The sequence below is a fragment of the Streptomyces rubellus genome, assembly GCF_036323805.1.
Taxonomy (GTDB): domain Bacteria; phylum Actinomycetota; class Actinomycetes; order Streptomycetales; family Streptomycetaceae; genus Streptomyces.
The window spans coordinates 179203-205813 of sequence record NZ_JAZDCX010000001.1 but is presented as its reverse complement, the minus strand read 5'-3'; the positions used below and the strand labels follow the sequence as shown (position 1 = coordinate 205813).

Annotated in this window: 22 protein-coding genes and 1 pseudogene; 12 read left to right on the top strand and 11 right to left on the bottom strand. The window is 74.0% G+C overall.

Features of this window, described 5'->3' with window-relative positions:
* Window positions 1-8: 8 nt before the first annotated feature.
* Window positions 9-863: a helix-turn-helix domain-containing protein gene (locus V1L54_RS00880; RefSeq protein WP_330115843.1), complete on the bottom strand. Its 855-nt coding sequence runs from the start codon at window positions 861-863 to the stop codon at window positions 9-11.
* A 253-nt stretch (window positions 864-1116) separates the two neighbouring features.
* Here V1L54_RS00880 and V1L54_RS00875 point away from each other — a divergent pair, with 253 nt between their 5' ends.
* Complete coding sequence (locus tag V1L54_RS00875) at window positions 1117-1572, top strand: ATP-binding protein (protein WP_330115842.1); 456 nt, start codon at window positions 1117-1119, stop codon at window positions 1570-1572.
* 107 nt (window positions 1573-1679) lie between these two features.
* On the opposite strand, the gene tyrS is transcribed toward V1L54_RS00875, so the two are convergent.
* Both tyrS and speB read right to left on the bottom strand, forming a co-directional pair.
* Entirely contained in the window at window positions 1680-2948 is a 1269-nt protein-coding gene (gene tyrS, locus V1L54_RS00870; protein WP_330115841.1) for a tyrosine--tRNA ligase, read from the bottom strand.
* A 155-nt stretch (window positions 2949-3103) separates the two neighbouring features.
* On the bottom strand, window positions 3104-4162 hold the full coding sequence (speB, locus tag V1L54_RS00865; RefSeq protein WP_330115840.1) for an agmatinase: 1059 nt from the start codon (window positions 4160-4162) through the stop codon (window positions 3104-3106).
* Window positions 4163-4312: 150 nt separating this feature from the next.
* On the opposite strand from speB, the gene V1L54_RS00860 reads away from it, so the two are divergent.
* The 3 genes from V1L54_RS00860 to erm all read left to right on the top strand — a co-directional run bounded on the left by V1L54_RS00860 (window position 4313) and on the right by erm (window position 6294).
* Window positions 4313-5110 (top strand): phosphatase, encoded by a 798-nt coding sequence (locus V1L54_RS00860; protein WP_330115839.1) that lies wholly within the window; start codon window positions 4313-4315, stop codon window positions 5108-5110.
* Window positions 5111-5151: 41 nt separating this feature from the next.
* A complete protein-coding gene (locus V1L54_RS00855) occupies window positions 5152-5289 on the top strand; it encodes a hypothetical protein (protein ID WP_330115838.1) in 138 nt (45 codons plus the stop codon).
* A 240-nt stretch (window positions 5290-5529) separates the two neighbouring features.
* Window positions 5530-6294, top strand: coding sequence for an ErmE/ErmH/ErmO/ErmR family 23S rRNA (adenine(2058)-N(6))-methyltransferase (gene erm, locus V1L54_RS00850; RefSeq protein WP_330115837.1), 765 nt, complete (start codon window positions 5530-5532; stop codon window positions 6292-6294).
* Between the two features lie 17 nt (window positions 6295-6311).
* Here erm and V1L54_RS00845 read toward each other — a convergent pair whose 3' ends face one another.
* Window positions 6312-6929: an ABA4-like family protein gene (locus V1L54_RS00845; RefSeq protein WP_330115836.1), complete on the bottom strand. Its 618-nt coding sequence runs from the start codon at window positions 6927-6929 to the stop codon at window positions 6312-6314.
* Between V1L54_RS00845 and V1L54_RS00840 the strand changes: the two genes are divergently transcribed.
* Complete coding sequence (locus tag V1L54_RS00840) at window positions 6912-7148, top strand: hypothetical protein (protein WP_330115835.1); 237 nt, start codon at window positions 6912-6914, stop codon at window positions 7146-7148. The genes V1L54_RS00845 and V1L54_RS00840 overlap by 18 nt on opposite strands.
* A 318-nt stretch (window positions 7149-7466) precedes the next feature.
* Here V1L54_RS00840 and V1L54_RS00835 read toward each other — a convergent pair whose 3' ends face one another.
* The 6 genes from V1L54_RS00835 to V1L54_RS00810 all read right to left on the bottom strand — a co-directional run bounded on the left by V1L54_RS00835 (window position 7467) and on the right by V1L54_RS00810 (window position 15946).
* Entirely contained in the window at window positions 7467-10175 is a 2709-nt protein-coding gene (locus tag V1L54_RS00835; protein ID WP_330115834.1) for an FAD-dependent oxidoreductase, read from the bottom strand.
* Window positions 10172-11971 carry a fatty acyl-AMP ligase gene (locus tag V1L54_RS00830; protein ID WP_330115833.1) on the bottom strand — a complete coding sequence of 600 codons (1800 nt, stop codon included), beginning with the start codon at window positions 11969-11971 and terminating at the stop codon, window positions 10172-10174. Before V1L54_RS00830 ends, V1L54_RS00835 begins: the two co-directional genes overlap by 4 nt.
* A complete protein-coding gene (locus V1L54_RS00825; protein WP_330115832.1) occupies window positions 11968-12459 on the bottom strand; it encodes an acyl-CoA thioesterase in 492 nt (163 codons plus the stop codon). Before V1L54_RS00825 ends, V1L54_RS00830 begins: the two co-directional genes overlap by 4 nt.
* A 602-nt stretch (window positions 12460-13061) precedes the next feature.
* Window positions 13062-13934 carry an acyl-CoA thioesterase gene (locus V1L54_RS00820; protein WP_330116111.1) on the bottom strand — a complete coding sequence of 291 codons (873 nt, stop codon included), beginning with the start codon at window positions 13932-13934 and terminating at the stop codon, window positions 13062-13064.
* Window positions 13935-14023: 89 nt separating this feature from the next.
* Window positions 14024-15181 (bottom strand): acyl-CoA dehydrogenase family protein, encoded by a 1158-nt coding sequence (locus V1L54_RS00815; RefSeq protein WP_330115831.1) that lies wholly within the window; start codon window positions 15179-15181, stop codon window positions 14024-14026.
* A gap of 123 nt (window positions 15182-15304) precedes the next feature.
* Window positions 15305-15946 (bottom strand): SACE_7040 family transcriptional regulator, encoded by a 642-nt coding sequence (locus tag V1L54_RS00810; protein ID WP_330115830.1) that lies wholly within the window; start codon window positions 15944-15946, stop codon window positions 15305-15307.
* 152 nt (window positions 15947-16098) lie between these two features.
* Between V1L54_RS00810 and V1L54_RS00805 the strand changes: the two genes are divergently transcribed.
* From V1L54_RS00805 to V1L54_RS00775, 7 genes and pseudogenes are all read left to right on the top strand, one after another.
* Window positions 16099-17751, top strand: a complete 1653-nt coding sequence (locus tag V1L54_RS00805; RefSeq protein WP_330115829.1) for a carboxyl transferase domain-containing protein — start codon at window positions 16099-16101, stop codon at window positions 17749-17751.
* Between the two features lie 59 nt (window positions 17752-17810).
* The gene (locus tag V1L54_RS00800; protein ID WP_330116110.1) at window positions 17811-19913 is read left to right on the top strand and encodes an acetyl/propionyl/methylcrotonyl-CoA carboxylase subunit alpha; all 2103 of its coding nucleotides are present in this window, start codon (window positions 17811-17813) and stop codon (window positions 19911-19913) included.
* A complete protein-coding gene (locus V1L54_RS00795) occupies window positions 19910-20926 on the top strand; it encodes a hydroxymethylglutaryl-CoA lyase (RefSeq protein ID WP_330115828.1) in 1017 nt (338 codons plus the stop codon). The genes V1L54_RS00800 and V1L54_RS00795 overlap by 4 nt, the downstream gene beginning before the upstream one ends.
* A 4-nt stretch (window positions 20927-20930) precedes the next feature.
* Window positions 20931-22091 (top strand): acyl-CoA dehydrogenase family protein, encoded by a 1161-nt coding sequence (locus V1L54_RS00790; protein WP_330115827.1) that lies wholly within the window; start codon window positions 20931-20933, stop codon window positions 22089-22091.
* 192 nt (window positions 22092-22283) lie between these two features.
* A pseudogene (locus tag V1L54_RS00785) lies at window positions 22284-22871 on the top strand (N-acetylmuramoyl-L-alanine amidase); the annotation flags it as partial.
* Window positions 22872-23517: 646 nt separating this feature from the next.
* Entirely contained in the window at window positions 23518-24186 is a 669-nt protein-coding gene (locus V1L54_RS00780; RefSeq protein ID WP_330115826.1) for an N-acetylmuramoyl-L-alanine amidase, read from the top strand.
* Window positions 24187-24278: 92 nt separating this feature from the next.
* Window positions 24279-25202, top strand: coding sequence for a DUF4429 domain-containing protein (locus V1L54_RS00775; protein ID WP_330115825.1), 924 nt, complete (start codon window positions 24279-24281; stop codon window positions 25200-25202).
* A gap of 334 nt (window positions 25203-25536) precedes the next feature.
* Here the strand turns inward: V1L54_RS00775 and V1L54_RS00770 are convergent, their stop codons facing one another.
* Complete coding sequence (locus V1L54_RS00770) at window positions 25537-26058, bottom strand: universal stress protein (RefSeq protein WP_330115824.1); 522 nt, start codon at window positions 26056-26058, stop codon at window positions 25537-25539.
* Window positions 26059-26611 lie beyond the last annotated feature (553 nt).

Here is a 26611-nt window from a genome sequence, read left to right as displayed (position 1 = left end):
CCCGTTCCTCACAGTTCCCGTGCAATGTGGTCGATGAGCTGCCGTGACTCTTCCCTGCCGAGTGAAAAGCCCTCCGCGATGTCCAGCAGAGTCCGATACCTCTGCAACTCAGCCTCCGTATCCAGGTGCACGCTGCCAAGAGGACTGTCCACCTGAACGGTGTCCAGCTGCGGGACGACACCCCTCGCATAGAGCAGCGACTGGGTCACCTCGATGAACTCCTCGCAGGTGAACGGGATGACCCGCACCTCCACGGACGGCCAGGCCGACGCCTCCAGCAGATGCGCGAGCTGCGCCCGGGCCACATCCCGGCCGCCGAACCGCATCCGCAGCGCTGCCTCATGGATGATCGCCTCGTACACCGGGGGCTCCTCCCGCTCAAGGACGGCCCGCCGCCGCATCCGGTGCTCGACCCGCGCCTCGATCTCGGCGGGTGAGTACCTGCGGACCACATTGTCGAACAACGCACGTGCGTAGCCCTCGATCTGGAGGAGGCCGGGCACGCAGAGCGTCTGCATGGTTCTCATACCGGCCGCATGGTGCTCCAGCTCCGCGATGTCCAGGAACGCCGGGGGCAGGACGCCCCGGTACTCGTCCCACCAGAACCGGCCTCGGCGCTCGCGGGCCATCGCACACAGCGCGTCGATCAGCTTCGCGTCCTCACAGGAATAGAACACCGCGAGCCGCCGGATACGCTCCTCGCTCACACCGATGCGTCCTGCCTCGATGTTACTGATCTTGGCCTGGTCGACGCCCAGGAATCCACCCGCCTCACGGGCCGGCTTGCCCGCCCGTTCGCGGAGCTTCCTCAACTCCGCGCCCAGACGCGCCTGTCGGGCCGTCGGGTTGTCCCTCGGTGGCATGGCGTCGGCGTTCCTCTCTCTGGCGGCTCCGAACCTGTCGCGTACCTATAGCACGACCCGCTCATAAGAGTGAGAGTCCGCCGACATACTTGCTCCGGAGAATACATTCTCCCTACGTTCGGTCACATGCCGCTACGCAGCCAGTAAATCCGCAGTGCGGTCGTCCACCTGTGCCTACGGGCGCCTCCAGAGAACGGCAGAGCCACGGTGGCGGGCGGAAGCGGCGACCACATTCACTCGATCAGGGGACGACATGACCGATCCGACACCCACCGTGCCCAGCGACCCCGGCGACCCGTTCCAGCGGGCCCGTACCTACGCGATGCGGGCTCCGAACCTTCCCGAGACCGCCAAGGTCGCGCGGGACATGGTGGCCGGGCTGCTCGACGCCACCGGCCATCCGGCGCTGACGGAGATGGCCCGGCTGCTGGTCTCCGAGCTCGTCTCGAACGTCCACCTCCACACCGGGGTGCCACTGCTCATCCTGAAGGCGGCGGTCCGGGACGGCCGTCTGACGGTGTCCGTCCGGGACGGCGAGCCGGGCCTCGCACTCCCGTCACCCCGGGCCGGTGCCGCGTCCGGGGACGAGCACGGCCGCGGCCTTCTCCTCGTCCGGGAGCTCGCCTCCGACTGGGGCACGGTGCGGCACGGCGGGCCCTGTCCGACCGGCAAGAGCGTGTGGTTCGAACTGCGGGACACCCCGGCGTGACGGACGCCGTGCCGCCCGGACCGCCGGCCGTCACCACCGGCACCGCCGCCGGTACGGGCCGACGGACGGACGCGCGGGCCGGGTCCGCACAGTGTGCGGCCCCGGGCTCAGGCGCCGGTGACCTCGACCGCCGCCAGGTTCCTCTTGCCCCGGCGCAGCACCAGCCAGCGGCCGTGCAGGAGCTGGTCGGGGGTGGCCACCGCGTCCTCGGCGGTCACCTTCGCGTTGTTCACGTAGGCGCCGCCCTCCTTCACGGTGCGGCGGGCGGCCGACTTGCTCGCCACCAGGCCGACCTCCGCGAACAGGTCGGTGACCGGGCCGAGCCCGCTCACCCGGGCGCTGGGGAGCTCGGCGACCGCGGCGGCCAGCGTGGCCTCGTCGAGCGCGGCGAGGTCGCCCTGCCCGAACAGCGCCTTCGAGGCGGCGATCACGGCGGCGCACTGGTCGGCGCCGTGCACCAGGGTGGTCAGCTCCTCGGCGAGCGCGCGCTGCGCGGTACGGGCCTGCGGCCGCTCCTCGGTCACCCTCTCCAGCTCCTCCAGCTCCTCGCGGGAGCGGAAGGAGAGGATGCGCAGGTACCGCGAGACGTCCCGGTCGTCGGTGTTCAGCCAGAACTGGTAGAACGCGTACGGCGTGGTCATCTCCGGGTCGAGCCAGAGCGTGCCGGTCTCCGTCTTGCCGAACTTGGTGCCGTCCGCCTTCGTCATCAGCGGTGTCGCGAGCGCGTGCACCTCGGCGTGCGGCTCCAGGCGGTGGATCAGGTCCAGGCCGGCCGTGAGGTTGCCCCACTGGTCGCTGCCGCCCGTCTGGAGGGTGCAGCCGTACCGCCGGTACAGCTCCAGGAAGTCCATGGCCTGGAGGAGCTGGTAGCTGAACTCCGTGTAGCTGATGCCCTGTTCGGAGGCCAGCCGCTGGGCGACCGACTCCTTGGTGAGCATCTTGTTCACCCGGAAGTGCTTGCCGATGTCCCGCAGGAAGCCGATCACGGACAGACCCTCGGTCCAGTCCATGTTGTTGACCATGACCGCCGCGTTGTCGCCCTCGAAGGAGAGGAACGGCTCGATCTGCGCGCGCAGCCGGGCCACCCACCCGGCGATGGTCTCCGGGTCGTTCAGGGTGCGCTCGGCGGTCGGCCGGGGGTCGCCGATGTGGCCGGTCGCGCCGCCCACGAGCGCCAGCGGCCGGTGCCCGGCCTGCTGGAGCCGGCGGACGGTGAGCACCTGCACCAGGTGGCCGACGTGCAGGCTGGCCGCGGTCGGGTCGAAGCCGCAGTAGAACGTGACGGGGCCGTTCTCGAGAGCCTTGCGCAGTGCGTCCTCGTCGGTGGACTGGGCGAGGAGCCCGCGCCACCTGAGCTCGTCGACGATGGCCGTCACGGTCCCGTGTCTCCCTGAGTCGTGGGTGTCGGTCTGGCCGTCAGTGTAGTGCTCGCGCCCGGCCGCCACGTTCCGGTTTTCCGGCGCCGGGCCCGGGGCGGGGCAGGCCGGGCCGGGGACGCCCGGTCCCCGGCGCCCGCCGCGCCCGCGGGCCGTCAGTCCCGGTCCGGCCCGTTCTCCCCTGCCCCCGCGGTTCCCGCCGCGGCCTCCGCCGCGATCCGCCGGGCCATGAGCGTCGTCAGCTCGTAGGCGGTGTGGGAGGCGGCCACCGAGGTGATCTCGGCGTGGTCGTACGCCGGGGCGACCTCCACCAGGTCGGCGGAGACCAGCCGGCAGCCGGCCAGCCCGCGCAGGATCTCCAGCAGTTCGCGCGAGGTGAGGCCGCCCGCCTCCGGGGTGCCGGTGCCGGGGGCGTGGGCCGGGTCCAGGACGTCGATGTCCACCGAGACGTACACCGGGCGGTCGCCGACGCGCTGCCGCAGCTGGTCGGCGACCTCGTCCACACCGCGCCGCAGCACGTCGGCGGCGGTGACGATGCCGAAGCCCAGCCGCGCGTCCTCGTCCAGGTCCCGCTTGCCGTACAGCGGGCCGCGCGTGCCCACGTGGCACAGCGCCTCGGTGTCGAGGATCCCCTCCTCCACCGCACGCCGGAAGGGCGTGCCGTGGGTGTACTCGGCGCCGAAGTAGGTGTCCCAGGTGTCCAGGTGCGCGTCGAAGTGGACCAGCGCCACCGGGCCGTGCTTCCGGGCGACCGCGCGCAGCAGGGGCAGGGCGATGGTGTGGTCGCCGCCGAGGGTCATCAGCCGGGCGCCGCCGTCCAGCAGTTCCCCGGCCGCCGTCTCGACCGTCTCCACGGCCTCGTGGATGTCGAACGGGTTCGCCGCGATGTCGCCCGCGTCGGCCACCTGTGCGAGGGCGAAGGGCGAGGCGTCCTGGGCCGGGTTGTACGGGCGCAGCAGCCGGGACGCCTCCCGGATCGCGTTGCCGCCGAAGCGGGCGCCGGGCCGGTAGGAGACGCCGGAGTCGAAGGGCACCCCGACGACGGCGACGTCGGCGCGGCCGCCCACCTCGTCCAGGCGCGGCAGCCGGGCGAAGGTGGCCGGGCCCGCGAAGCGCGGTACCCGGGAGGAGTCGACGGGGCCTCGGGGCTGGCGCTCATCGGCGCTGGTACCAGTGGTGCCGGTGCTCGTGCCGGTGTCCAGGGGGCTGCTCATGCGGCCGAGCCTAGGAAGCGGCCGGGCGGCGGGCACCTGTCCGGATGCCACAGTCCGCCGTGCCGCTTTGGACGGTTCGTACAGAACGCCGGCGGGACACCGCGGCCGAAGCCGATCGCCCCCACCGGTGGCCCGGGGGAGAATGCCACCATGCCGATAACCTCTCCCGTCCCCACCCGCGCCGAGCTGATCGACCACCTCGTCCGCACCCGTATCGCGGGCGATGTCGCCACCCCGCGCGAGAACAACCTGGACCACTACCGCAGGCTCGCCAACGGCGACCGGCACTTCTGGCTGGGCCTGGAGCTGGGCGAGCGGTGGACCGACGAGCAGGACGTGCTGGCGGTGATGGCCGAGCGCTGCGGCGTCGTCGACGACCCCCGGCACCGCGAGGGCCAGGACACCATCGACCCGGAGCTGACCGTGGCCGCCCTGGACCGGGCCGCGGCGCAGCTGCGCAAGTCGGCGGAGGCCGGGCACCGGGTGCTGTTCGCCACCGGCCACCCGGGGGCGCTGATCGACCTGCACAGCCGGGTGGCGAACGCGCTGCGCCTGGCCGGGTGCGAGATCGTGCGGGTGCCGCTGGGGCTGATCGCCGACCAGGGCGTGGTGGTGCAGCTCGCCGACATCGCGATGCACGAGCGCGGGGCGTCGCTGTGGCACACCCACTCCCCCGAGCCGATGACGGCGATCCTGGACGCCCTGGAGCGGGAGGGCGAGCCGCTGCCCGACCTGGTCTTCGCCGACCACGGCTGGGCGGGGTGCGCGGCCCAGCGCGGCATCACCACCGTCGGTTTCGCGGACTGCAACGACCCGGCGCTCTTCCTCGGGGAGGCGGAGGGCACCCTCACGGTGGCCGTCCCGCTGGACGACCACGTGGTCAACCCGCGCTACTACGAGCCCATGACGGCCTATCTGGTGGAGGCGGCGGGGCTGACGCCCGCGTAATCCGGTTGCCCGCCGACGGCGGCGCGTCTAGCGTCGCAGGCATGGGTACCACGACCTCCACGGCGATCATCAGGGGAGCGGACGCCGACGCGCGCCGCTCCGGCTGGTGTCCGTCGATGACCCGCCGCCCGCGCGGCCGGCGTCCGGCCCTGGTCCGCCCGGACTCGTCGAGCGCCTGACCCGCCGTCCGCGGGCGTCCTGTCACGCCCGCGCGCATCTCCTCCGCTGATCCACCGGATCCCGTCCGGCCCGTCGGCGGCGGTCTCCTTGTGGTGTCCTCGCGCCTCCCTCCGTGCATGCCCAGGGCCCCGGTGTCCGTATCAGACCCGGACAGGCCCCGGCTGCCCCGCGCCCGTGACGCCCCGCGTCCCCGCCTTCGGGCGGCCCCCGGCCTGTCCCCGGACCGGAGGAACCGGCCCGTGGCACGCCGCCGCATCACGCTCTCCCAGAACTTCCTGCACGACAACCGCGCCGTTCACCTCGTCGTACGCTCCTCCGGGGCCGGACCCGGGGACCTGGTGGTCGAGCCCGGCGCCGGCGAGGGGGCCCTGACAGTCGCCCTGGCCCGCGTCTGCCACCGGGTGGTGGCGTACGAGATCGACCCGCGCCCGGCCGGACGGCTGGCGCGCCGGTTCGCCGGGCACGACGGAGTCCGTGTCATCCGGGGCGACTTCCTGCGGGCCGTCCCGCCGGGCGAGCCGTTCGCCGTGGTGGGCAACATCCCGTACTCGCGTACCACCGACATCGTGCGGTGGTGTCTGGCCGCCCCCACGCTGACCTCGGCGACGCTGCTCGTCCAGCGGGAGTACGCCCGCAAGCACACCGGGGACTACGGCCGCTGGCCGCGGCTGACGGTGCTCACCTGGCCGGGGTACGAGTGGCGGCTGGGCGCCCGGGTGGCGCGCACCTCCTTCGTGCCGGTCCCGCGCACCGACTCGGCCGTGCTGCGCCTCGTCCGCCGCCCCGCGCCCCTGCTGCCCGTGGAACGGCTTCCGGTCTGGCGGGAGTTCGTCACGTACGGCTTCACCGGGACCGGTGGCTCGCTGGCGGCCACCCTGACGCGGCGGTACGGCGGGCGGGCCGTGCGGGCCGCGTGCCGGGCGGCGGGGCTGGACCGGGCCGTACCCGTCGGGCCGGTGCCGCCGGGGCGGTGGCTGGCGCTGTTCTGGGAGCTGCACGGATAGCGGACCACCCGCCCGGATCACCCGGCCCGGACGGGTCCGTCCGGGCCGGGCGCGGCAGCCGGCACGGGTGCGGGCGCGGATGCGGCGGTCCGGGTTCGCAGCGCCCGCAGGACGAGGAAGAGCAGCAGGCCCAGCGGCGACAGGAAGACCGTCAGCACCAGCAGGGGACCCATGGCCAGCGGGTGCACGGCGAGCCGGCGTCCCTCCAGGTAGATCCACTGGCCGATGAGCAGGTCCCAGGCGATGATCTGCGCCCAGATCGCCCCCGCGCCGCCGGGCAGGGCCGCCAGCTCCCGGAACCGGTCGACCGCGGGGTTGCTGACCGCCGCCCAGAAGTCCGGGGCGACGGGCACCACGAGAGCCGTCCAGACGAGCAGGACCGGCACCGCCGTCAGCGGGGAGGCGGCGATGCGGCGGGTCGGCCCCCAGGCCGGGACGAAGATCATCAGCAGCCAGACGGGGGCCGCCAGCAGGAAGGACAGGTCGAAGAGGAGACCGGGGGGGACGGGGAGACGGCGGCCGTCCGGGCGGAGGTGGCGGACCTCGTCGCCCGGCGCGGCTGGCGGATCGATCCCGGCAGCCCCGTCACCGAGCCGCTCGTCACCGCCGCCGCGGCGATGGCGCGCGTCGGGCACGGGGATCTCTTCCGGGAACTCGCCGACGCCTACGCCGACGCCGCGGAGCGCATCGCCGAGGCGGACGTGGCCTACGTCGCGGGCCTGACGGACCGGGAGGCCATCGCGGAGTGCGTGGTGGTCGGCACGCTCCTGGGCGACAAGGTCATCGCCGCCCTGCGCCGCATCGCCCAGGCGGACGCGACCGCCCGCCGCTTCGAGACCGACGGCCGGGCGTGATCCGAGCCGCAGGAGGGGCCCGGCGCAGAGCCCGCGCCAGGAGTGCGCACCGGCCCGGAGAACCCGGCCCGCGAACGCTCGCCGAACGGCCGGGGACGCGGCGGGGAGGGTGGCCGGCTCCAGGTTGACGTGCGTCCGGGTGCCGGCCGGCGGTGGCCTCTTCCCGTACCCGGGTGTTCCGGGAGGAGCCCGCAGGAGCGGGGAGCCGCCCCGGTGACTCGTGCTCCCCGGCCGATCGTCACACGGCGCCCTCCCCGGTGAGCCGCCCTCGGTGAGCCCGGGCCCGTGCGGACCGCGGCGGTCCGCACGGGCCCGGGCTCACCGGCCGCGGGCCAGGCGGTCGGCGACCGCTTCCAGGGTCGGGAACTCGTGGAGGAGGGTCGGCGGCACCCGGTAGCCGAGCCGGTCCGAGAGGTCGGCCAGTACCTCGGCCGCCGCCAGGGAGTCCAGGCCGTACTCGTCCAGGTCGCGGTCGGGCTCGACCTCGTCCGCCGCGATACCGAGCACCGCCGCGGTGCTCGCGACCAGCCAGGCCCGTATCTCCGCCGGGTCGGGGCCGCCCCGGCGGCCGTCCGACGCTTCCCGGACGGCCTCGGGACGCGGCGGGGCGGGGGTGTCGTGCGGTGGGCCGTGGAGCGGGGCGATACGGCGCCGGACGAGATCGCGGACGTAGGCGACATTGGTCTCGATCAGCTCGAAGGCCGGCAGGCTCCCCGCGTGGTAGGTGCGGTTCTCGCCCTGCATGGCCTCGATCCGCTCCAGGACGCCGGCCGCGAGGTCGGCGCTGCCGAAGTGCGGCATGAAGGGCCAGGAGACGGTGTGCAGGACCTCCGTCAGCCTGCCGCCGAGCCGTGCCACATCCTCGCCCAGCGCCTCGTACAGCTCGGCCTCGGTCATGCCGGACGTGCCGTAGCAGTAGCAGGTGAAGACGTCCGAGCCCGGGTGGCGGTGATGGTGGGCGACCAGACCGCCGCGGCCCGGCGGCGCGGTGTCGTACGGGCCGGACAGCAGATGGAAGCCGTTGCCGGGCAGCCCGGACACCCGGCACACCACGGTCCGGTAGTCGACGGTACGGACGCGGGCGGCGATGTCCCGCTCCGGCCCGGTGAGGTCCAGGGCGCCCGCGAGCCGGTCGAGGGGTACGGTGAGCAGCAGCGCGTCCGTGCGCACCTCGCCCGTGCCGGTACGCACGGTGACACCGTCCCGGTTCCGCTCGATCGCCTCGATGCGCACCCCCGTGCGCACATCGGAGAGTTCCGCCGCGACGCGCCTCCACAGCCGGCCGAATCCTCCCGCGACGGTGAAGCTCCCGGTGCGGCCGCCGGTTCCGGAACCGGCACCGAGGTCCAGCAGCCCGGTGAGTTCGGCGTACTTGACGAAGTACAGCGCGGGCAGGTCGCCGTGGAGGAAGCCGTAGCCCGAGGCGGTGTACCCGGGGGCGAAGGACTCGGCCATGGCGGTCAGGCCGTTCTCGCGCAGCCATTCGGCCGCCGGCCGGGCCAGGGCGGCGGCGCTGTGGGCGAGGCCGGGGGCACCGATGTGCGGGAAGGCCTCGGCGCGCAGGCGCAGGTAGCGCCGGTACGTCCCGGGGGCGAAGAAGGCGGTGCCGGCCGGGCTCCGCACCGGACCGCCGGGGCTCCGCTCCAGGACAGGGGTGACGTCCTCGGTGCCCACACCGAACTCCCGCGCCAGCGCCGCCAGTCCGGTGTAGCGAGGGGTGCAGATGTGCGCACCGAGGTCATAGGGGCGGCCGTCGATCTCCAGCGAGGCCGCCTTCCCCGCGACCTCGGGAGCACTGTCGAGCACCACGACCCGGTGCCCGCGACGCTCCAGCTCGTGAGCGGCCGTCAGCCCGCTCGCCCCGGCGCCGATGACACACACGCTGCGGCGCGGTCCGCCGGAGACGGCCCCGGTGCCGTGGGCGGGAACGGAAGCGGGAGCAGGCGCGGGGCGTCCGGTTCTGGCCGCCCGTACCGAGCGGTAGACCAGTGCGCGCAGGTGGTTGACGGAGGCGGGCTCGAACGGGGACCGGGCCAGGGCGATGCCCAGCCCCTCGGGCGCCGCGGCCGGGTCGAACAGCAGTTCCTCGGCCGCCGCCTCTTCCTCCACCGTGTCGAGCCGCAGCCTGGCCACCGTCAGGTAGGGGTGGTGCTCCACCGGCCAGGGCCGGGAGGGGTCCAGGGCCGCGCGGTTGGCGGCGGGGTCGGCACCGAGCGGGTGGAACTGCGTCTGGAGCAGCACATGGACGCCCGGTCCCGCCGCCCGGGCACGGATGTCGTCGCGCAGGAAGGTCGCCGGCCTGTCCTCTCCCGCCGGCCGCGGCAGGTACCGCGGCGGCAGCGGGGGGTGGAGGCTGCCCGCGGGCGCGGGGAACAGACCGCTCTCCGCGACGGTGTCCGGAGAGGTGCCCGCCGCGGGCCCGGCCGGCACTGCGCGGTAGCGCACCAGGCCCGGCCGTCCGTCGGCGCCGATGTGCAGCCGGGGGGCCTGCGAGTGGTAGACGTAGCGGTCGTACGGGAGCGGGCCGCGGATCTGCCGCCACAGCGTCTCGCCCCGCTCGGGCGCCTCGTGGACCAGGGCCTCCCGCTGGGCGTCCGTCCCCAGCAGGAACCGGGCGAAGACCCAGGCGTTGGGAGCGAAGAGGCACTCCCCGGTGTTGAGCGTCAGGTTGAACGGCGCGGGGGCGCCCTCCCCGCCGGAGCCGGGAACCAGCAGCGACAGTCCGCGGGTCGCGGGGGCCGCGTCGTCGGGGGTCTCGCCGTTGCTGTAGCGGACGATCACCGGGTGACGCCGCCCGGCGGCGAGGAAGGGGTGCACCGGCGGACCGTCGGCCGCCACGCACTCCAGCTCCCCGCCGAGGACCGCGGCGTGGGCGTGGAAGAAGCGCCGCCGGGACGCCCGGGACGCCCGGGCGACCTCGGCGAAGTCGTCCAGCAGCCGCCGGAAGTCGGCGTCGGTGTCGTGCAGGCGCGGGTCGTCCGGCCCGGCCGCGAGGACCAGGCCGGGGACCTCGGGCAGTGCGTTCACGGTCCCACTCCCCCGGCACCGGGCCAGACGGCGGCCGTCCCGGCGAGGAACGCCGCCCGGCAGGCGGTACGCCTGACCTTGCCGCTGGTGGTCTTGAGCACCAGGCCGCGCGGGCCGGTCACCACGGTGTCGCAGGCCACGCCGTGGTCCCGCCGGACCGCGGCGCGTACGGCCCGCACGATGTCCCGGGTGGTCTCCGCCGAGGGCTCGGCAGCGGTCTCCGCGAACACCACCAGGCGCTCCGCCGGGTCGGCGGCGTCCCCGGTGCCGGTGTCGACGGCGAACGCGGCCACACCGCCGGGCCGGACCGCGGGATGGCACCCGCGGACGCTGTCCTCGATGTCCTGAGGGTAGTGGTTGTGGCCGCGGATGATGATCATGTCCTTGAGCCGCCCGGTGACGAACAGTTCGCCCTCGTGCAGGAAACCGAGGTCACCGGTCCTGAGATAGCGGCGGGGGTCCCCGTCGGCGACGGCCGCCTCGAAGGTCTCGGCGGTCTCGGCGGGCAGCCCCCAGTAGCCGCGGGCCTTCGTCACCGAGTCCACCCAGATCTCGCCGATCTCGCCCGGGCCGCAGGACAGCCGGGTGTCCGGGTCGACGATGCGCAGGCTCGCCCCGGGCTTGTTGATGGTGCCGCACCCGTAGTAGGAGACCGTCGGCGCGGACGCGCCCTCGGGAACCGGCACCGCCCGCCCTTTCTCGAACTGCTGCCGGTCGACGCGCAGGGGACCGGTGCCGCCCATGGTCAGGCTGAGCGTGTGCTCCGCGAGTCCGTAGGTCGGGTAGAACGCCGCCGGGTCGAAGCCGGAGGGCTCGAAGGCCGCGAGGAACCGCTCCACCGTGGCGGGCCGGATCAGCTCGGCCGAGGACCCGGCGACCCGCAGGGAGGAGAGGTCCCATGCGGCGCGCTGCTCCGGTGTGGACTTGCGGGCGACGAGGCCGAACGCGAAGTCGGGTGCGGCCGTGTGGGTCGCGCGCACCCGGGACACCACGTCGAACCAGACCGTCGGCCTCTGCAGGAACGCCAGGGGGGAGAGCATGTACGTCCGGGCCGAGTGGCCGACGACCGTGTTGAGGATGAAGCTGATCAGACCGAGGTCGTGGAAATGCGGAACCCAGGTGACGGCGACCGTGTCATCCCCCAGCCGCAGGTCGCTCGCAATGGACGCCAGTTCGTGGTGGATGTTGCGGTGGCTGACGATCACGCCCTTGGGGGAGCCGGTCGAGCCGGAGGTGTACTGGAGGAACGCCGGGTCGTCGAAGTCGCCGGGAACATGCCACCGGAGGAGAGAGGGGTCGTCGGCGGTGCCGACGGTGCCGGACACTGGTGTGCCCGGGCCGTGCGTCGTCTCCCACGGCAGGTCCGGCCAGTCGCCGCCCGGCGTGACCAACTGCCGGTAGTCGTGGTGGGTCAGCAGTGCGCGGGCCCCGGAACCGGCGGCGACGGCGGCGAGCGCGGTGATGTCGTGCCCCGGCCGGAACGGGTTGGGCGGGGCCAGCGGAACCGGGATCACCCCCGCCGCCAGGCAGCCGAGGAAGGCGCCGACGAAGTCGAGTGACGGCAGGTACAGCAGGACCGCGCGGTCGCCCGGCCGCAGACCCCGGCCGGCCAGCAGCGTCCTGACGCGCTCGGTGTCGGCGGCCAGCTCGGCGACCGTGAGGGAGCGCGCGTCCCGTCCCTCGTCGTCCACCCACACCAGCATCCGCCGGTCGGGGACCTTGCCGAGAAGTTCGCGCAGTCCGGCCAGGACGGTGCGTTCCGGCGCCGGCGGCGGAACCGGCCGCGGGGCTGTCACGCACCCGCCCCGGTGGCGGGCGCGGGCACCAGGTCGGAGAACTCGGTCAGCGACCGCTCGTCGAACGGCCGGGGGGTGAAGGTGGCCGGATCCAGGTTGACGTGCGTGCGGGTGCCGTCGGCGTGGAGCACGGAACCGTCGGCGGAGCGCACCTCGAAGCCGTAGGTGTAGCTGGTGCGGCCCATCCGGTCGATCCAGAAGCGCACGGCCACCTTGCCCACCTCGGTGACGGGCCAGTGGTAGGTGATCGCCATGGCGCGCACGACCTGGAGGGTGTCGGGGCTGGCGGAGCGCTTCGGGTCGTGGTGCCAGCCCCGGGCGTACCAGTACGCCCCGAGGGCGTGCTCGAGCAGCACGGGGTAGCGGGAGTTGTGCAGCACGCCGTTGGCGTCGAGGTCCTCGAAGTGGACGTCCACCAGCTCGGTGACTTCGAGCCGGGGTGCCTCGGGGGCGTCGGCGGGGGACTCGGTGGACGGGGCCTCGGACATGGTGGGGGATCCTTTTCCCTGCGGCGGTTCGGCGGTCGAACGATACGGACCTCCCGGGACGGGTCACGGGGGAGTACGGGCGGCACGGTCGGCGGCACCGGTCCGCGCGGTACTCGCGCGGCCGCACCCTCAGGAGCCGTCCGGCGGCCCCCGGGACCGGGCGGTCCCACCGTCAAGGCCGGGGTACGCCGGGCCGGGGCCCGGTCTCCCGGCCGGCGGTGGCCCCGTGGCAGGGCACCGGGAACGGCGGCCCGCTTACCGTAGGCGGGTGCTCCGGTGAGGAGGCCGGGGAACGGGAAACTGCCCCGGCGACCGGTGTTCCTCCGCCCGGACCGCTCCACCGCGCCTTCCCCCGGGGGCGCCGGGGAGGGCAGCGGACCGGCCCGCGCTCGCAGAACGCCGCCGGGGCGGGGACCGCACCCGCCGAGTCGCGCCGGCCGCCGTCTCCGGCCCGGGCGGCCGGGGACACCCCTGCGGCCGGTCGTCCGGGGAGCCCCCTCTCCCCACCGCCGACGCGACACCCCGGCGGATCCCGTCCCGTGGCCGGGAGCGTTCCCGCGCCCGCTGCCGCGTCCCGGGCGGCCGGGTGCCGCCGACCCGGGTCAGCGCGGCACCCGCACCACGCCCTCCTGCATCACCGTGACCGCCAGCCGCCCGTCGGCGGTGTAGATCCGGCCGTGGCCCAGGCCGCGGCCGGCCTGGGAGGTGGGGCTGGACTGGTCGTACAGCAGCCACTCGTCCACCCGGAAGGGGCGGTGGAACCACATGGCGTGGTCCAGGCTGGCGCCCACCACGTCCCCGGTCGTCCAGCCGCCGCGGCCGTGGGCGAGCAGGACGGGCTCCAGCAGGCTCATGTCGGAGACATAGGTGGCCAGACAGAGGTGGAGGGCCGGCCGGTCGGCCTCCCCGGCCAGCTTGCCGGCGGTGCGGAACCACACCCGGGAGCGCGGCTCGCGGGGCTCCCCGGCGGTCAGGTACGGCGGGTCGGTGACGTACCGCAGGTCGATCGCCGCGCGGGCCTCGGCCAGCCGATCGGCCACCCTCGGGTCGCTGAACAGATGGGCGTGGCGGGGCAGTTGCTCGGCGGCGGACGGCAGCGTCGCCGGATCGGGGATGCCGGCGGGCATCGGCTCCTGGTGCTCCAGCCCCTCCTCGGCGGTCTGGAAGGAGGCGGACAGGTGGAAGATCGGCTGCCCGTGCTGGACGGCGACGGTCCGGCGGGTGGTGAAGGAGCGGCCGTCGCGGACGCGGTCCACCGTGTAGACGATGGGTGCGCCCGGGTCGCCGGGCCGCAGGAAGTACGCGTGCAGCGAGTGCGCGAGCCGGTCCCCGGGGACCGTGCGGAAGGCGGCGGCGAGCGCCTGCGCGGCGACCTGTCCGCCGAAGACCCGGGGGACGACGGCGGGGCGGCTCCGGCCGCGGAAGATGTCGCGGTCCACCCGCTCCAGGTCCAGCAGGTCGAGCAGGGCGGCCAGGGCGGCTTCCGGATCGGTGGCCCCGGCCGGGCCGGTGCCGTCGGCCGCCGTCCCGGGCGCGGCTCCCCGTGCGGCTTCCGGCGGCCGGTTCACAGCCCCATCGACTTCGCGACGATGGAGCGCATGACCTCGCTGGTGCCGCCGTAGATGCGGGTGACGCGGGTGTCGGCGTAGAGGCGGGAGATCGGGTACTCCCGCATGTAGCCGTAGCCGCCGTGCAGCTGGAGGCACCTGTCGATGACCTTCGCCGCCAGCTCGGTGGTGAACAGCTTGGCGGAGGCGGCGTCGGCGGGGGTCAGCTCCCCGGCGTCCATGGCGTCCAGTGCCCGGTCCACGACCGCCTGCATGGCGTCCACGTCCGCCTTGCAGTCGGCGAGCACGAACTTGGTGTTCTGGAAGGCGGCGACCGGCTTGCCGAAGACGGTGCGGTCCGTCACGTACTCCTGCGCGAAGCGCACGGCGGCCGCGGCCTGGGCGTAGGCGCCCATCGCGATGCCCAGCCGCTCCTGCGGGAGGTTGTGGGTGAGGTAGGAGAACGCCTCGCCCTCCTCGCCGAGCAGGTCCTCGGCGGGCACCCGGACGTCGGTGAAGGACAGCTCTGCGGTGTCGGAGGACTTCAGGCCCAGCTTGTCGAGGTTGCGGCCGACCGCGTAGCCCTCGCTCCTCGTGTCCACGACCAGGATGGATATGCCGGTGCGCCGGTCCTCGGGCGAGGGCGGGGCGGTGCGGCAGCAGACCAGGACGCGGTCGGCCTGCACGCCACCGGTGATGAAGGTCTTGGCGCCGTTGAGGACGTAGTGCGTGCCGTCCTCCGACAGCTTCGCGGTGGTCTTCATCCCGGCCAGGTCGGAACCGGTGCCGGGCTCGGTCATGGCGATGGCGGTCATCATCTCGCCGGTGACGAAGGGCGGCAGCCAGCGGCGCTTCTGCTCCTCGGTGGCGTACTTCAGCAGGTAGGGCAGGCACAGCGCGGTGTGGACGCCGGAACCGCCGAAGCTGACGCCGGCGCGGGCGGTCTCCTCGGTGATGACGGCCTGGTACTTGAAGCTCGTCTCGCCGGCGCCGCCGTACTCCTCGGGCACCCCGATCCCGAACACGCCCAGCTCGCCGAGCTTCAGATAGAACTCGCGGGGGGCGTAGCCCTGCTTCTCCCACTCGTCGTAGTGGGGGACGACCTCGGCTGCGATGAAGTCGCGGATGGTCTCGCGGAACGCCTCGTGGTCCTCGTTGAACACCGTGCGCCGCATGTCATCGCCTCCTGAGGGCCGGAAACCAAGCGCTTGCTCAGCCGCAAGCTACCCAAGGGTCACTCGGACTGTCCAGAGAGTCCCGGCGCCACCGCGGCTTTCCGCGGCCGGACGCGGGCGACGTCACATGGCCGCGGCGGACCGCCCGGCCGCCCGCTCGGCGGCCGCCTCCGCGGCCGCCACGAGGGCGCCGCGGGCCATCCGGTGCAGGAGGGCCGCCGTCGTCTCCCGGTCCGGCAGGGCCGAGGGGCGGCTGAGGTGGGGCGTGGAGTTGAGCAGGCCGAAGACGGCGTGGACCGCGGCCCGGGCCTCCTTCTCCGGCAGGGCCGGATGGACCTCGCGGACGACCCCCACCCACAGCTCCACGTACTGGCGCTGGAGCTGCCGCACCAGCTTGCGGTCGCTGTCGCGCAGCCGGTCCAGCTCGCGGTCGTGGAGGGTGATCAGCGCCCGGTCGTCGAGGGCGAAGTCGATGTGGCGGCCGACGAGTACGTCCAGGGCGGCCGCCGGGCCGAGCCCCGACTCGGCGGACTCCGCCAGACAGCGGCGCCCGCCCCGGTACAGCCGCTCGCTGATGCCGACCAGCAGCTCGGCGAGCATCGCGTCCTTGCCCGCGAAGTGGCGGTAGAGCCCGGGACCGCTGATGCCGACCGCCGCGCCTATCTCGTCCACGCCGACGCCGTGGAAGCCGCGCTCGGCGAACAGGCGGGCGGCCTCGCCGAGGATCTGCTCGCGGCGGGTGAGGGCGTCGGTCCTGGTGCTCATGGGGGAAATTGTAGACAGCCGCGTTAGCGAGCGTTAACCTGGCGGCGAGGTTAACGCCCACTAACAGCTCTCCGGGAGCAGCACCGGCGGTCCGTCAGCGGCTCGCCGGCGGCACCGGCGGCTCACCGACTGAGCGAGGAGGCTCGCAGGACATGCAGGCACCGCAGCAGGCGTCGCAGCAGGCACCGCCGCTGTCCACCGCGGTGGACCCGGTCTCCGGTGCGGCCCGGGCCAACGAGGCCGCCCACCGCGAGCTGGCCGCCCGGCTGCGCGAGAAGCTCGCCGCGGCCCGGCTGGGCGGCGGCGAGCGGGCCCGGGAGCGGCACACCTCGCGCGGCAAGCTGCTGCCGCGCGACCGGGTGGACGCCCTGCTGGATCCGGGCTCGCCCTTCCTGGAGCTGGCACCGCTCGCGGCGGACGGGATGTACGGCGGGCAGGCGCCCGCCGCGGGCGTGATCGCCGGGATCGGCCGGGTCTCGGGCCGCGAGGTGGTCGTCGTGGCCAACGACGCCACGGTCAAGGGCGGCACCTACTACCCGATGACGGTCAAGAAGCACCTGCGCGCCCAGGAGGTGGCCTACGAGAACCGGCTGCCGTGCGTGTACCTGGTGGACTCCGGCGGCGCCTTCCTCCCCATGCAGGACGAGGTCTTCCCCGACCGGGAGCACTTCGGGCGGATCTTCTACAACCAGGCGCGGATGTCCGGCGCCGGCATCCCGCAGATAGCGGCGGTGCTCGGCTCGTGCACGGCGGGCGGGGCGTACGTGCCCGCGATGAGCGACGAGGCGGTGATCGTGCGGGGTCAGGGCACGATCTTCCTGGGTGGCCCGCCGCTGGTGAAGGCGGCCACCGGCGAGGTCGTCACGGCCGAGGAGCTGGGCGGCGGCGAGGTCCACTCCCGGGTCTCCGGGGTGACCGACCACCTCGCCGAGGACGACGCGCACGCCCTGCGCATCGTCCGGCAGATCACGGCCACCCTGCCGGAGCGCGGGCCCCTGCCCTGGCCGGTGCGGCCGGTGGAGGAGCCCGCGGTCGATCCGGCGGGGCTGTACGCGGCGGTCCCGGTGGACTCGCGCACCCCCTACGACGTGCGGGAGGTCATCGCCCGCGTGGTGGACGGCTCGCGGTTCGCGGAGTTCAAGGCCGAGTACGGCACGACGCTGGTGACGGGCTTCGCGCACGTCCACGGCCACCCGGTGGGGATCGTCGCCAACAACGGCATCCTGTTCTCCGAGTCCGCCCTCAAGGGCGCGCACTTCGTCGAACTGTGCGACCAGCGCGGCATCCCGCTGCTGTTCCTGCAGAACATCTCGGGCTTCATGGTGGGCCGCGACTACGAGGCGGGCGGCATCGCCAAGCACGGCGCGAAGATGGTGACGGCCGTGGCCTGCGCCCGGGTGCCCAAGCTGACGGTGGTGATCGGCGGCTCCTACGGCGCGGGCAACTACTCGATGTGCGGCCGGGCCTACTCGCCGCGCTTCCTGTGGATGTGGCCGAACGCCAAGATCTCGGTGATGGGCGGCGAGCAGGCCGCCTCGGTGCTGGCCACCGTCAAGCGCGACCAGCTGGCGGCGCGCGGCGAGGAGTGGAGCGCCGAGGACGAGGAGGCGTTCAAGGCACCGGTCCGCGAGCAGTACGAGACCCAGGGCAACGCCTACTACGCCACCGCCCGGCTGTGGGACGACGGGGTGATCGACCCGCTCCAGACCCGTACGGTGCTCGGTCTGGCGCTGACGGCGTGCGCCAACGCCCCGCTGCCCGAGAAGGACCCGACGGCGCCCGGCTACGGCGTCTTCCGGATGTGAGGGGGGTGCGTTCCATGACAGGCACGGCACGTTCTGCGAGCGGACCGGCGAGCGGCGCGATGTTCGACACGGTGCTCGTCGCCAACCGCGGCGAGATCGCCGTCCGCGTCATCCGCACGCTGCGGCGGCTGGGGGTGCGCTCGGTCGCCGTGTACAGCGACGCGGACGCCGGGGCCCGGCACGTGCGGGAGGCCGACACCGCGGTGCGGATCGGCCCGGCCCCGGCGGCCGAGAGCTACCTGTCGATCGAGCGGCTGCTGGAGGCCGCCGGACGGACCGGCGCGCAGGCCGTCCACCCCGGTTACGGCTTCCTCGCCGAGAACGCCGCCTTCGCCCGCGCGGTGGCGGCGGCCGGGCTGGTCTTCGTCGGCCCGCCCGCCGGGGCCGTCGAGCTGATGGGCGACAAGATCCGCGCCAAGGAGACGGTGAAGGCGGCCGGGGTGCCGGTGGTGCCGGGCAGCAGCGGCGGTTCCCTGACCGACGCCGAGCTGGCCGCCGCCGCCCTGGACATCGGTATGCCGGTGCTGCTCAAGCCCTCGGCGGGCGGTGGCGGCAAGGGCATGCGGCTGGTGCGCGAGGAGGCGCGGCTCGCCGAGGAGATCGCCGCCGCGCGGCGTGAGGCCCGCGGTGCCTTCGGCGACGACACCCTGCTGGTGGAGCGGTGGATCGACCGGCCCCGGCACATCGAGATCCAGGTCCTGGCCGACGGCCACGGAGGCGTCGTGCACCTGGGCGAGCGCGAGTGCTCGCTCCAGCGCCGCCACCAGAAGATCGTCGAGGAGGCCCCCAGCCCGCTGCTGGACGACACGACGCGCGCCGCGATGGGCGAGGCCGCCGTCCGTGCCGCCCGCTCCTGCGGCTACACCGGTGCGGGCACGGTGGAGTTCATCGTCCCCGGCGGCGATCCCCGTGCGTACTGCTTCATGGAGATGAACACCCGTCTCCAGGTCGAGCACCCGGTGACGGAGCTGGTCACCGGCCTGGATCTGGTGGAGTGGCAGCTCCGGGTAGCGGCGGGCGAGCCGCTGCCCTTCGGGCAGGAGGACGTCTCCCTCACCGGCCATGCCGTCGAGGCCCGGATCTGCGCGGAGACGGCGCGGCTCGCGGACGGCGCCAAGGGCGGCGGCGCGGGGAGCGGGCGGGTGGACTTCCTGCCGTCGGCCGGCACCGTCCACCTGCTGTCCGAGCCGTCGGGCGAGGGCGTCCGGGTGGATTCCGGACTCGCGCCGGGCACCGAGGTCGGCACCGGCTACGACCCGATGCTCGCCAAGGTGATCGCCCACGGCCCCGACCGGGCCACCGCCCTGCGGCGGCTGCGTTCCGCCCTGGCGGAGACGGTGGTGCTGGGCGTGGAGACCAACACCGCGTTCCTGCGCGCCCTGCTGAACCGTCCGGCGGTGGTCTCCGGCGAGCTGGACACCGGCCTGGTCGACCGCGAGGCCGCCGCGCTGCTCCCCGCGGCCGTCCCCGCCGAGGTGTACGGGGCGGCGGCGCTGCTGCGCCACGCAGCGCTGGAGCCGGCCCCCTCCCCCGCCGGCTGGACGGACCCGTTCTCCGTACCGAGCGGCTGGCGGCTGGGCGGCGAGCCCGCCTGGACGGTCCACCGGCTGCGGGCGCCGGGCCGCGATCCGGTGGCGGTACGGGTGCGCGGCCGGGCCGGCGGGGCCGAGGTGCGGATCGGGGACGCCCCTGCGGTGCGGGCCGTGCTCCGCACCGGCCCGGACACCGGCGGCGGCCCCGGGGAGCCGGGAGAGCCCGGCCGGGTGCTGCTGGAGTGGGACGGGACGACCCACGCCTTCGCCCATGCCCGCGCCGGCGGCGACCAGTGGCTCGGCCGGGACGGGCAGAGCTGGCACCTGGCCGGCCACGACCCGGTCGAGGCGGCCCTGCGGGGCGGCGGGGCGCACGGTGCGGACGCGCTGACGGCGCCGATGCCCGGCACGGTCACCGTCGTCAAGGTGGCCGCCGGCGAGGAGGTCACCGCGGGCCAGAGCCTGCTGGTGGTGGAGGCGATGAAGATGGAGCACGTCATCGCCGCGCCGTACGACGGAACGGTCACCGAACTGGACGTCGCGCCCGGCAGCACGGTCGCCATGGACCAGGTGCTCGCCGTCGTCGAGCCCCGCGGCACCGGGGGCGCCGGAGAGGAGGCTTCCCGATGACCACCGGACTGCCCATGGCCTTCCCCGCCGAGGGACTGCCCGCCCGGGTCCGCGTCCACGAGGTCGGGCCGCGCGACGGCCTGCAGAACGAGGCGGCGGTCGTGCCCGTCGAGGTGAAGGCGGAGTTCGTCCACCGGCTCGCCGAAGCCGGGCTGCGCACCGTCGAGGCGACCAGCTTCGTCCACCCGAAGTGGGTGCCCCAGCTCGCCGACGCCGAGCGGCTCTTCCCGGCCGTGGCCGGTCTCGCCGACCGCCCGGGGACCGGCGCCGTGCGGCTGCCGGTGCTCGTGCCGAACGAGCGCGGTCTGGACCGGGCGCTGGCCCTCGGTGCCCGGGACGTCGCCGTCTTCGCCAGCGCCACCGAGTCCTTCGCCAGGGCCAACCTCAACCGCACGGTCGACGAGTCGCTGGAGATGTTCGCACCGGTGGTCGCCCGGGCCAGGGAGGCGGGCGCCGGGGTGCGCGGCTATCTGTCGATGTGCTTCGGGGACCCGTGGGAGGGCCCGGTGCCCCTCGACCGGGTGGCCGGCGTCTGCCGCCGGCTGCTCGACCTCGGCTGCGACGAGCTGAGCCTGGGCGACACCATCGGGGTGGCCACACCCGGGCATGTCACCGCCCTGCTGACCGCCCTGAACGAGGCGGGTGTGCCCACCGGCCGGCTCGCCGTCCACTTCCACGACACCTACGGCCAGGCCCTGGCCAACACCCTCGCCGCGCTCCGGCACGGCGTCGCCACCGTCGACTCCTCCGCGGGCGGCCTCGGGGGCTGCCCGTACGCGAGGAGCGCCACCGGCAACCTCGCCACCGAGGACCTGGTGTGGATGCTGCACGGCCTCGGCATCGACACCGGGATCGACCTCGGCCGTCTCACCGCCACCAGCGTGTGGATGGCCGACCGGCTGGGGCGGCCGAGCCCGTCCCGCACGGTCCGCGCCCTGGCCGGCCAGGACACCTCCCGGGACACGCGCCAGGGCGCCTCCCGGACCCCCCGCGACTCCCACAAGGAGCAGTGAAGCCATGTCCCTTGACCACCGCCTCTCCCCCGAGCACGAGGAACTGCGCCGCACCGTGGAGGAGTTCGCGCACGAGGTCGTCGCACCGAAGATCGGGGAGTTCTACGAGAACCACGAGTTCCCCTACGAGATCGTCCGGGAGATGGGCCGGATGGGCCTGTTCGGCCTGCCCTTCCCCGAGGAGTACGGCGGGATGGGCGGCGACTACCTCGCCCTGTGCCTGGCCCTGGAGGAGCTGGCCCGGGTGGACTCCTCAGTCGCCATCACCCTGGAGGCCGCCGTCTCCCTGGGCGCCATGCCGATCCACCGCTTCGGCACCGAGGAGCAGAAGCGGCAGTGGCTGCCGGGGCTGTGCTCGGGCGAGCTGCTCGGCGCGTTCGGCCTGACCGAGCCGGAGTGCGGCTCGGACGCGGGCGGCACCCGCACCACCGCCGTCCGCGACGGCGACGAATGGGTGATCAACGGCACCAAGTCCTTCATCACCAACTCCGGCACCGAGCTCACCGGCCTGGTCACGGTCACCGCCGTCACGGGGCGGAAGCCCGACGGCCGCCCGGAGATCTCCTCGATCATCGTCCCCGCCGGCACCCCGGGCTTCACCGCCGCCCCGCCGTACTCCAAGGTCGGCTGGAACGCCTCGGACACCCGCGAGCTGTCCTTCTCCGACGTCCGCGTCCCGCTCGCCAACCTGCTGGGCGAGGAGGGCCGCGGCTACGCCCAGTTCCTGCGCATCCTGGACGAGGGCCGCATCGCCATCTCGGCGCTGGCCACCGGGCTGGCGCAGGGCTGTGTGGACGAGTCCGTGGCCTACGCGAACACCCGCCGCGCCTTCGGCCGGCCGATCGGCGCCAACCAGGCGATCCAGTTCAAGCTCGCCGACATGGAGATGCGCGCCCACACCGCCCGGCTGGCCTGGCGCGACGCGGCGGCCCGGCTGGCGGCGGGCGAGCCGTTCAAGAAGGAGGCGGCCATCGCCAAGCTGCACTCCTCGCAGATCGCGGTGGACAACGCCCGCGAGGCCACCCAGATCCACGGCGGCTACGGCTTCATGAACGAGTACCCGGTGGCCCGTATGTGGCGGGACGCCAAGATCCTGGAGATCGGTGAGGGCACCAGCGAGGTCCAGCGCATGCTGATCGCCCGGGAGCTGGGCGTGGCTTCCTGAAGCCTCCCCGGGGCCGCCGCACGACGGGGCGCCCGCGCGTTCGACGGCGCGGGCGCCCCGTCGTGTCCGCCACGCGGTCCGGCGCGCATCTCCCGACATGACACCCGAAACGCGGCAATACCTCCGTCGACTCCGCCCCGCAGCCGGGTAAGCAACCGGTAGTGGTCACCGAGAGCGCCCAGGAGGACACGTATGGCTATTCCCATCGGCGCGAGCGCTCTCGTCGCCGCGCTGCGGAAAGAGGGTGTCACGGTCGTCGAGGTCGGCGACTGGCGCCGCCACAACCGCAACCACAAAGGGCCGTGGGGGCCCGTCCACGGGGTGATGGTGCACCACACCGTCACCTCCGGCGCCGCCCGCACGGTGGAGATCTGCCGCAACGGCTACAGCGGTCTGCCGGGCCCGCTGTGCCACATCGTCATCACCAAGGACGGCCGCGCCCACCTGGTCGGCCACGGCCGCGCCAACCACGCCGGACTCGGCGACGACGACGTCCTGCGCGCGGTCATCGCCGAACGCGCCCTCCCCGCCGACAACGAGGCCAACACCGACGGCAACCGCCACTTCTACGGCATCGAGTGCGAGAACCTCGGCAACGGCCGCGACCCCTGGCCCGCCGTCCAGCTCGAAGCCATCGAACGCGTCTCCGCCGCCATCTGCCGCCAGCACGGCTGGAACGAACGCAGCGTCATCGGACACCTGGAGTGGCAGCCCGGCAAGATCGACCCCCGCGGCTTCTCCATGAACGGCATGCGCAACCGCATCCGCGAACGCCTGCGGCACAGCGCGGGCCAGGACGAACAGGAGGAGAACGAGATGCCCCAGGTGATCGGCGAGTACGAGGCCACCGACATCCGGCTGACCCCCGGGAAGTGGACGACCCTCGACATCAAGGGTGTGGACATCCTCAGAGGGGCGAGGCGCTACCAGGCGATCGCCCACCTCACCGCGCGGATCCCGGTGGGATCCACCCTCCAGGGCCGCTTCTACCACCTGCGCGCCGACGGCACCCGCTGGACGAGCCCGATCTGCGAGCGCATCGGCACGGCGGGCAGCACCTTCGCGGACTTCCACAGCTGCGGCAGCATCCGGGCGGACGAGCGGCTGCGGTTCGAGGCCGTCTACTATCCGGCCGCACCGGGCGACACCGAGCCGGTGACCGTCACCACCTCCCGGCTGCGCGGCCTGTACTGGCCCTAGGAGCGGGCAGCCGGCCGGGAGCAGGGGCCGGGGGACCGGGCAGCCGCCCCCGGGGCGCGCGGGACACGGCCGGAGCCCGTCGGGTACTCGGCAGAACGCCCCGTACGGGGACGCTGTTCACACAAGCGCGGAATTTCTAAAAACACGATGAAACAAATCGTTTCCCGGCGCGAGTGGGTAGGAAGTAAACCAATACCCCCCACCTCCTGTAGTCGGGAGAACACGCATGGCTACTCCTCTGAGTGCGAACAAACTCGTCGCCGCCCTCCGGAAGGAGGGCGCCCGGGTCACCGGCGTCAGCGGCTGGCGCCGCCACAACCGCAATCGCGCGGGCGCCTGGGGCCCGGTGTACGGGGTGATGATCCACCACACCGTCACCTCCGGTGCCAAACGCACGATCCAGATATGCCACGACGGCTACAGCGGTCTGCCGGGCCCGCTGTGCCACATCGTCATCACCAAGGACGGGGTCGTCACGATGGTCGGCCACGGCCGCGCCAACCACGCCGGACTCGGCGACGACGACGTCCTGCGCGCGGTCATCGCCGAACGCGCCCTCCCCGCCGACAACGAGGCCAACACCGACGGCAACCGCCACTTCTACGGCATCGAGTGCGAGAACCTCGGCAACGGCCGCGACCCCTGGCCCGCCGTCCAGCTCGAAGCCATCGAACGCGTCTCCGCCGCCATCTGCCGCCAGCACGGCTGGAACGAACGCAGCGTCATCGGACACCTGGAGTGGCAGCCCGGCAAGATCGACCCCCGCGGCTTCTCCATGAACGGCATGCGCAACCGCATCCGCGAACGCCTGCGGCACAGCGCGGGCTGGAACGGCGTCACCGGGGCCGGCACGCTCCTCGACCCGAACGCCTGCGAGACCGCCGACCGGCGCTGACCGGCGCCCCCCCGGGCCGGCCCCGGGGAGGGAGTCCGCTCCCGTCCCGTCCGGCTCGGTCCGCGCCCGGCGGGGGCTGCGACAATGACGCCATGGCCGAGATTCTCCAGCGGGCGGGGACCTGGACGTTCGACGGCGACACCGTGCGCATCGTGCCGGGGCACCACAAGAGCGTGCACAAGCTGCGGAAGCTGCTCGGCGAGGTGGTGGTTCCGCTGGCGGCGGTGGCGGGGATCGCGTACGAGCCGGGGCGCCGGAGCGGATGGCTGCGCCTGAGGCTGCGGCACGGTGCCGATCCGCTGCTGCAGGCCGCCGCCGGGCGGCTGCCCGACGCGGCCGACCCGTACCGGCTGGAGGTCGAGCCGGACCGCTCCGGGGTCGCCGAGTACTTCGTGGCCGAGCTCCGCAACGCGCTGCTGCTGGAGCAGGTGCCCGTGGAGGAGCCCTGCGACCGCTACCTGCTGCCCGGCCCGCCGGTGCCGCTGTCGGTGCAGGGCACCGACGGCACGGCCTCCTTCGACGGGGAGCGCGTCCGGCTCGACTGGAACTGGGTGGCCGAGGGGAGCAAGTCCTCGGCCGGTCCCCGCACGTTCGCCCTGCACGAGCTGGAGGGCGTGGAGTGGACTCCGGCGATCGGCTGGGAGAACGGCAGCCTGCGGTTCCGGCCCAGGGGCGCGCACGCCGTGCTCAAACCGGAGCACGACCCCAACTGCCTGGTGCTGTGGGGCGTACGACAGGCCAAGGACATCAGCTCGCTCCTGGTCGCCGCCGCCGTCACCGCCCGGCTGCCGCACCCCTCGGCCGCCTCCTCCGCCCCCGCGCCGGAGGGCGGGGACGCCCCGGCCGCGCTCACCAAGGGTGACTCCTCCGGCACCGGGACGGACGGCCGGGACGACCCGGAGGTCCTGGACGCCCTGCTGCGGCGGCTGCGGGAGCTGGGCGAGCTGCACCGGGAGGGGGTCCTCACCGACGAGGAGTTCACCGCGGCCAAGCAGGCGGTGCTGCGCCGCTTCTGAGCCCTCCGGCGGCGCCGACCGACCGGGCCGGGCCGCGGACGAAGCTCATGAGCACGGAGTGACGGCGGACGCCGCAGAGGTCGGCGGTCCCCTCCTCCGTGCCACCAGACGGACGAGGGGACCGCCTCCAGACCACCGGTGTCGCCCATTACACCGGCGGTGGGCCACTGCGTGGGACCGTCACTTCCCACGCGGCGGCGCGCTGTTCCCTATATGCCCGTCACAAGCGCGCAATCCACCCCTACCAGCCAGTAGATTCCCGGTTCGCGCTGGTGCGGGGCGACTCGGGGAAGCGGGAGCCGCGGGCGCGGGACCCGGGGGCGGAGCCGCGCAGTCACGGAATGACGACGACCGGGCGCTGCGCCCGGCGGGCGAGACGGCCGGCGACCGAGCCGAAGATCCGGCCGACGAGGCCGTGGGTGGAGCCGACCACGATGGCGTCGGCCTCGTACTCCCGGCCGACCTCCTCCAGCTCGTGACAGATGTCCCCGCCGCGCTCGACGAGTATCCAGGGCACCTCGGACAGATGGTCCGCGCAGGCCAGCTCCAGCCCCAGGACCTCGGTGCGGTGATCGGGCACGTCCACGAAGACCGGCGGCTCGCAGCCCGCCCACACGGTCGTCGGGAGCCGGTTGGCCACATGGACGATGATCAGGCCGGAGTCGGCACGCCGCGCCATGCCGGTGGCGTAGGCCAGTGCCCGCTCACTCGACATGGAACCGTCGAATCCCACCACGACCCCGTGCTGGAACGCCGGATCGCAGGAGTGGCGAGTCTCATCAGCCGCCTGGGGTGTCGCCGTCGGATCGGCGACCCGCCTGCGGTCCGCGGGGTCGGGCATCTTGTGTCCAGACATCGGTAACTTCACGTGTGCCTAGGGATGCGACCAGAAGTCATCTTCCTCAGCCCATACCCCCTAGGGTACGTCGGCACTCCCCTTCTGCCCAACGGCTGCGGTCACTGCCGGTGCAGCATGCCGGAGCGGAGGACATTGCGCAATGCCGGGGCCGCACCGCCTCCCGCCGGGAGGGGGCCCCGGGAGGGCCGCCACGAGGCCACCGGAGGTCTCCCCCGGCGACTACCGGGGCACCCCCGGCGACACCTCCCAACCCCGGACGACTCCCCACCCCGGACGACCCGCCCCCGCCCCGGCACCCCGTCCGCGCGCCGGGCGGCTCCCGGCGGGTGCACCCCGGCCCCGCAGCACGCCTCGGGCGCCCCCGGCCCGCACCCGTCCGCGCCGTCCGGCCGCCCGCCCCGGCCGGACGGCCGGAGCGCCTCGCGCCGGGACCGTCGCAGTCGCACCGGCGCCCGGCGCGCGCCGGCCCGGAGACCCGCAGCGGTAGGAGTCTTCCGACGCGGAACACACACCTCCGGAAAGCCGGATTCCACGTTCTGAGCTCCTGTAC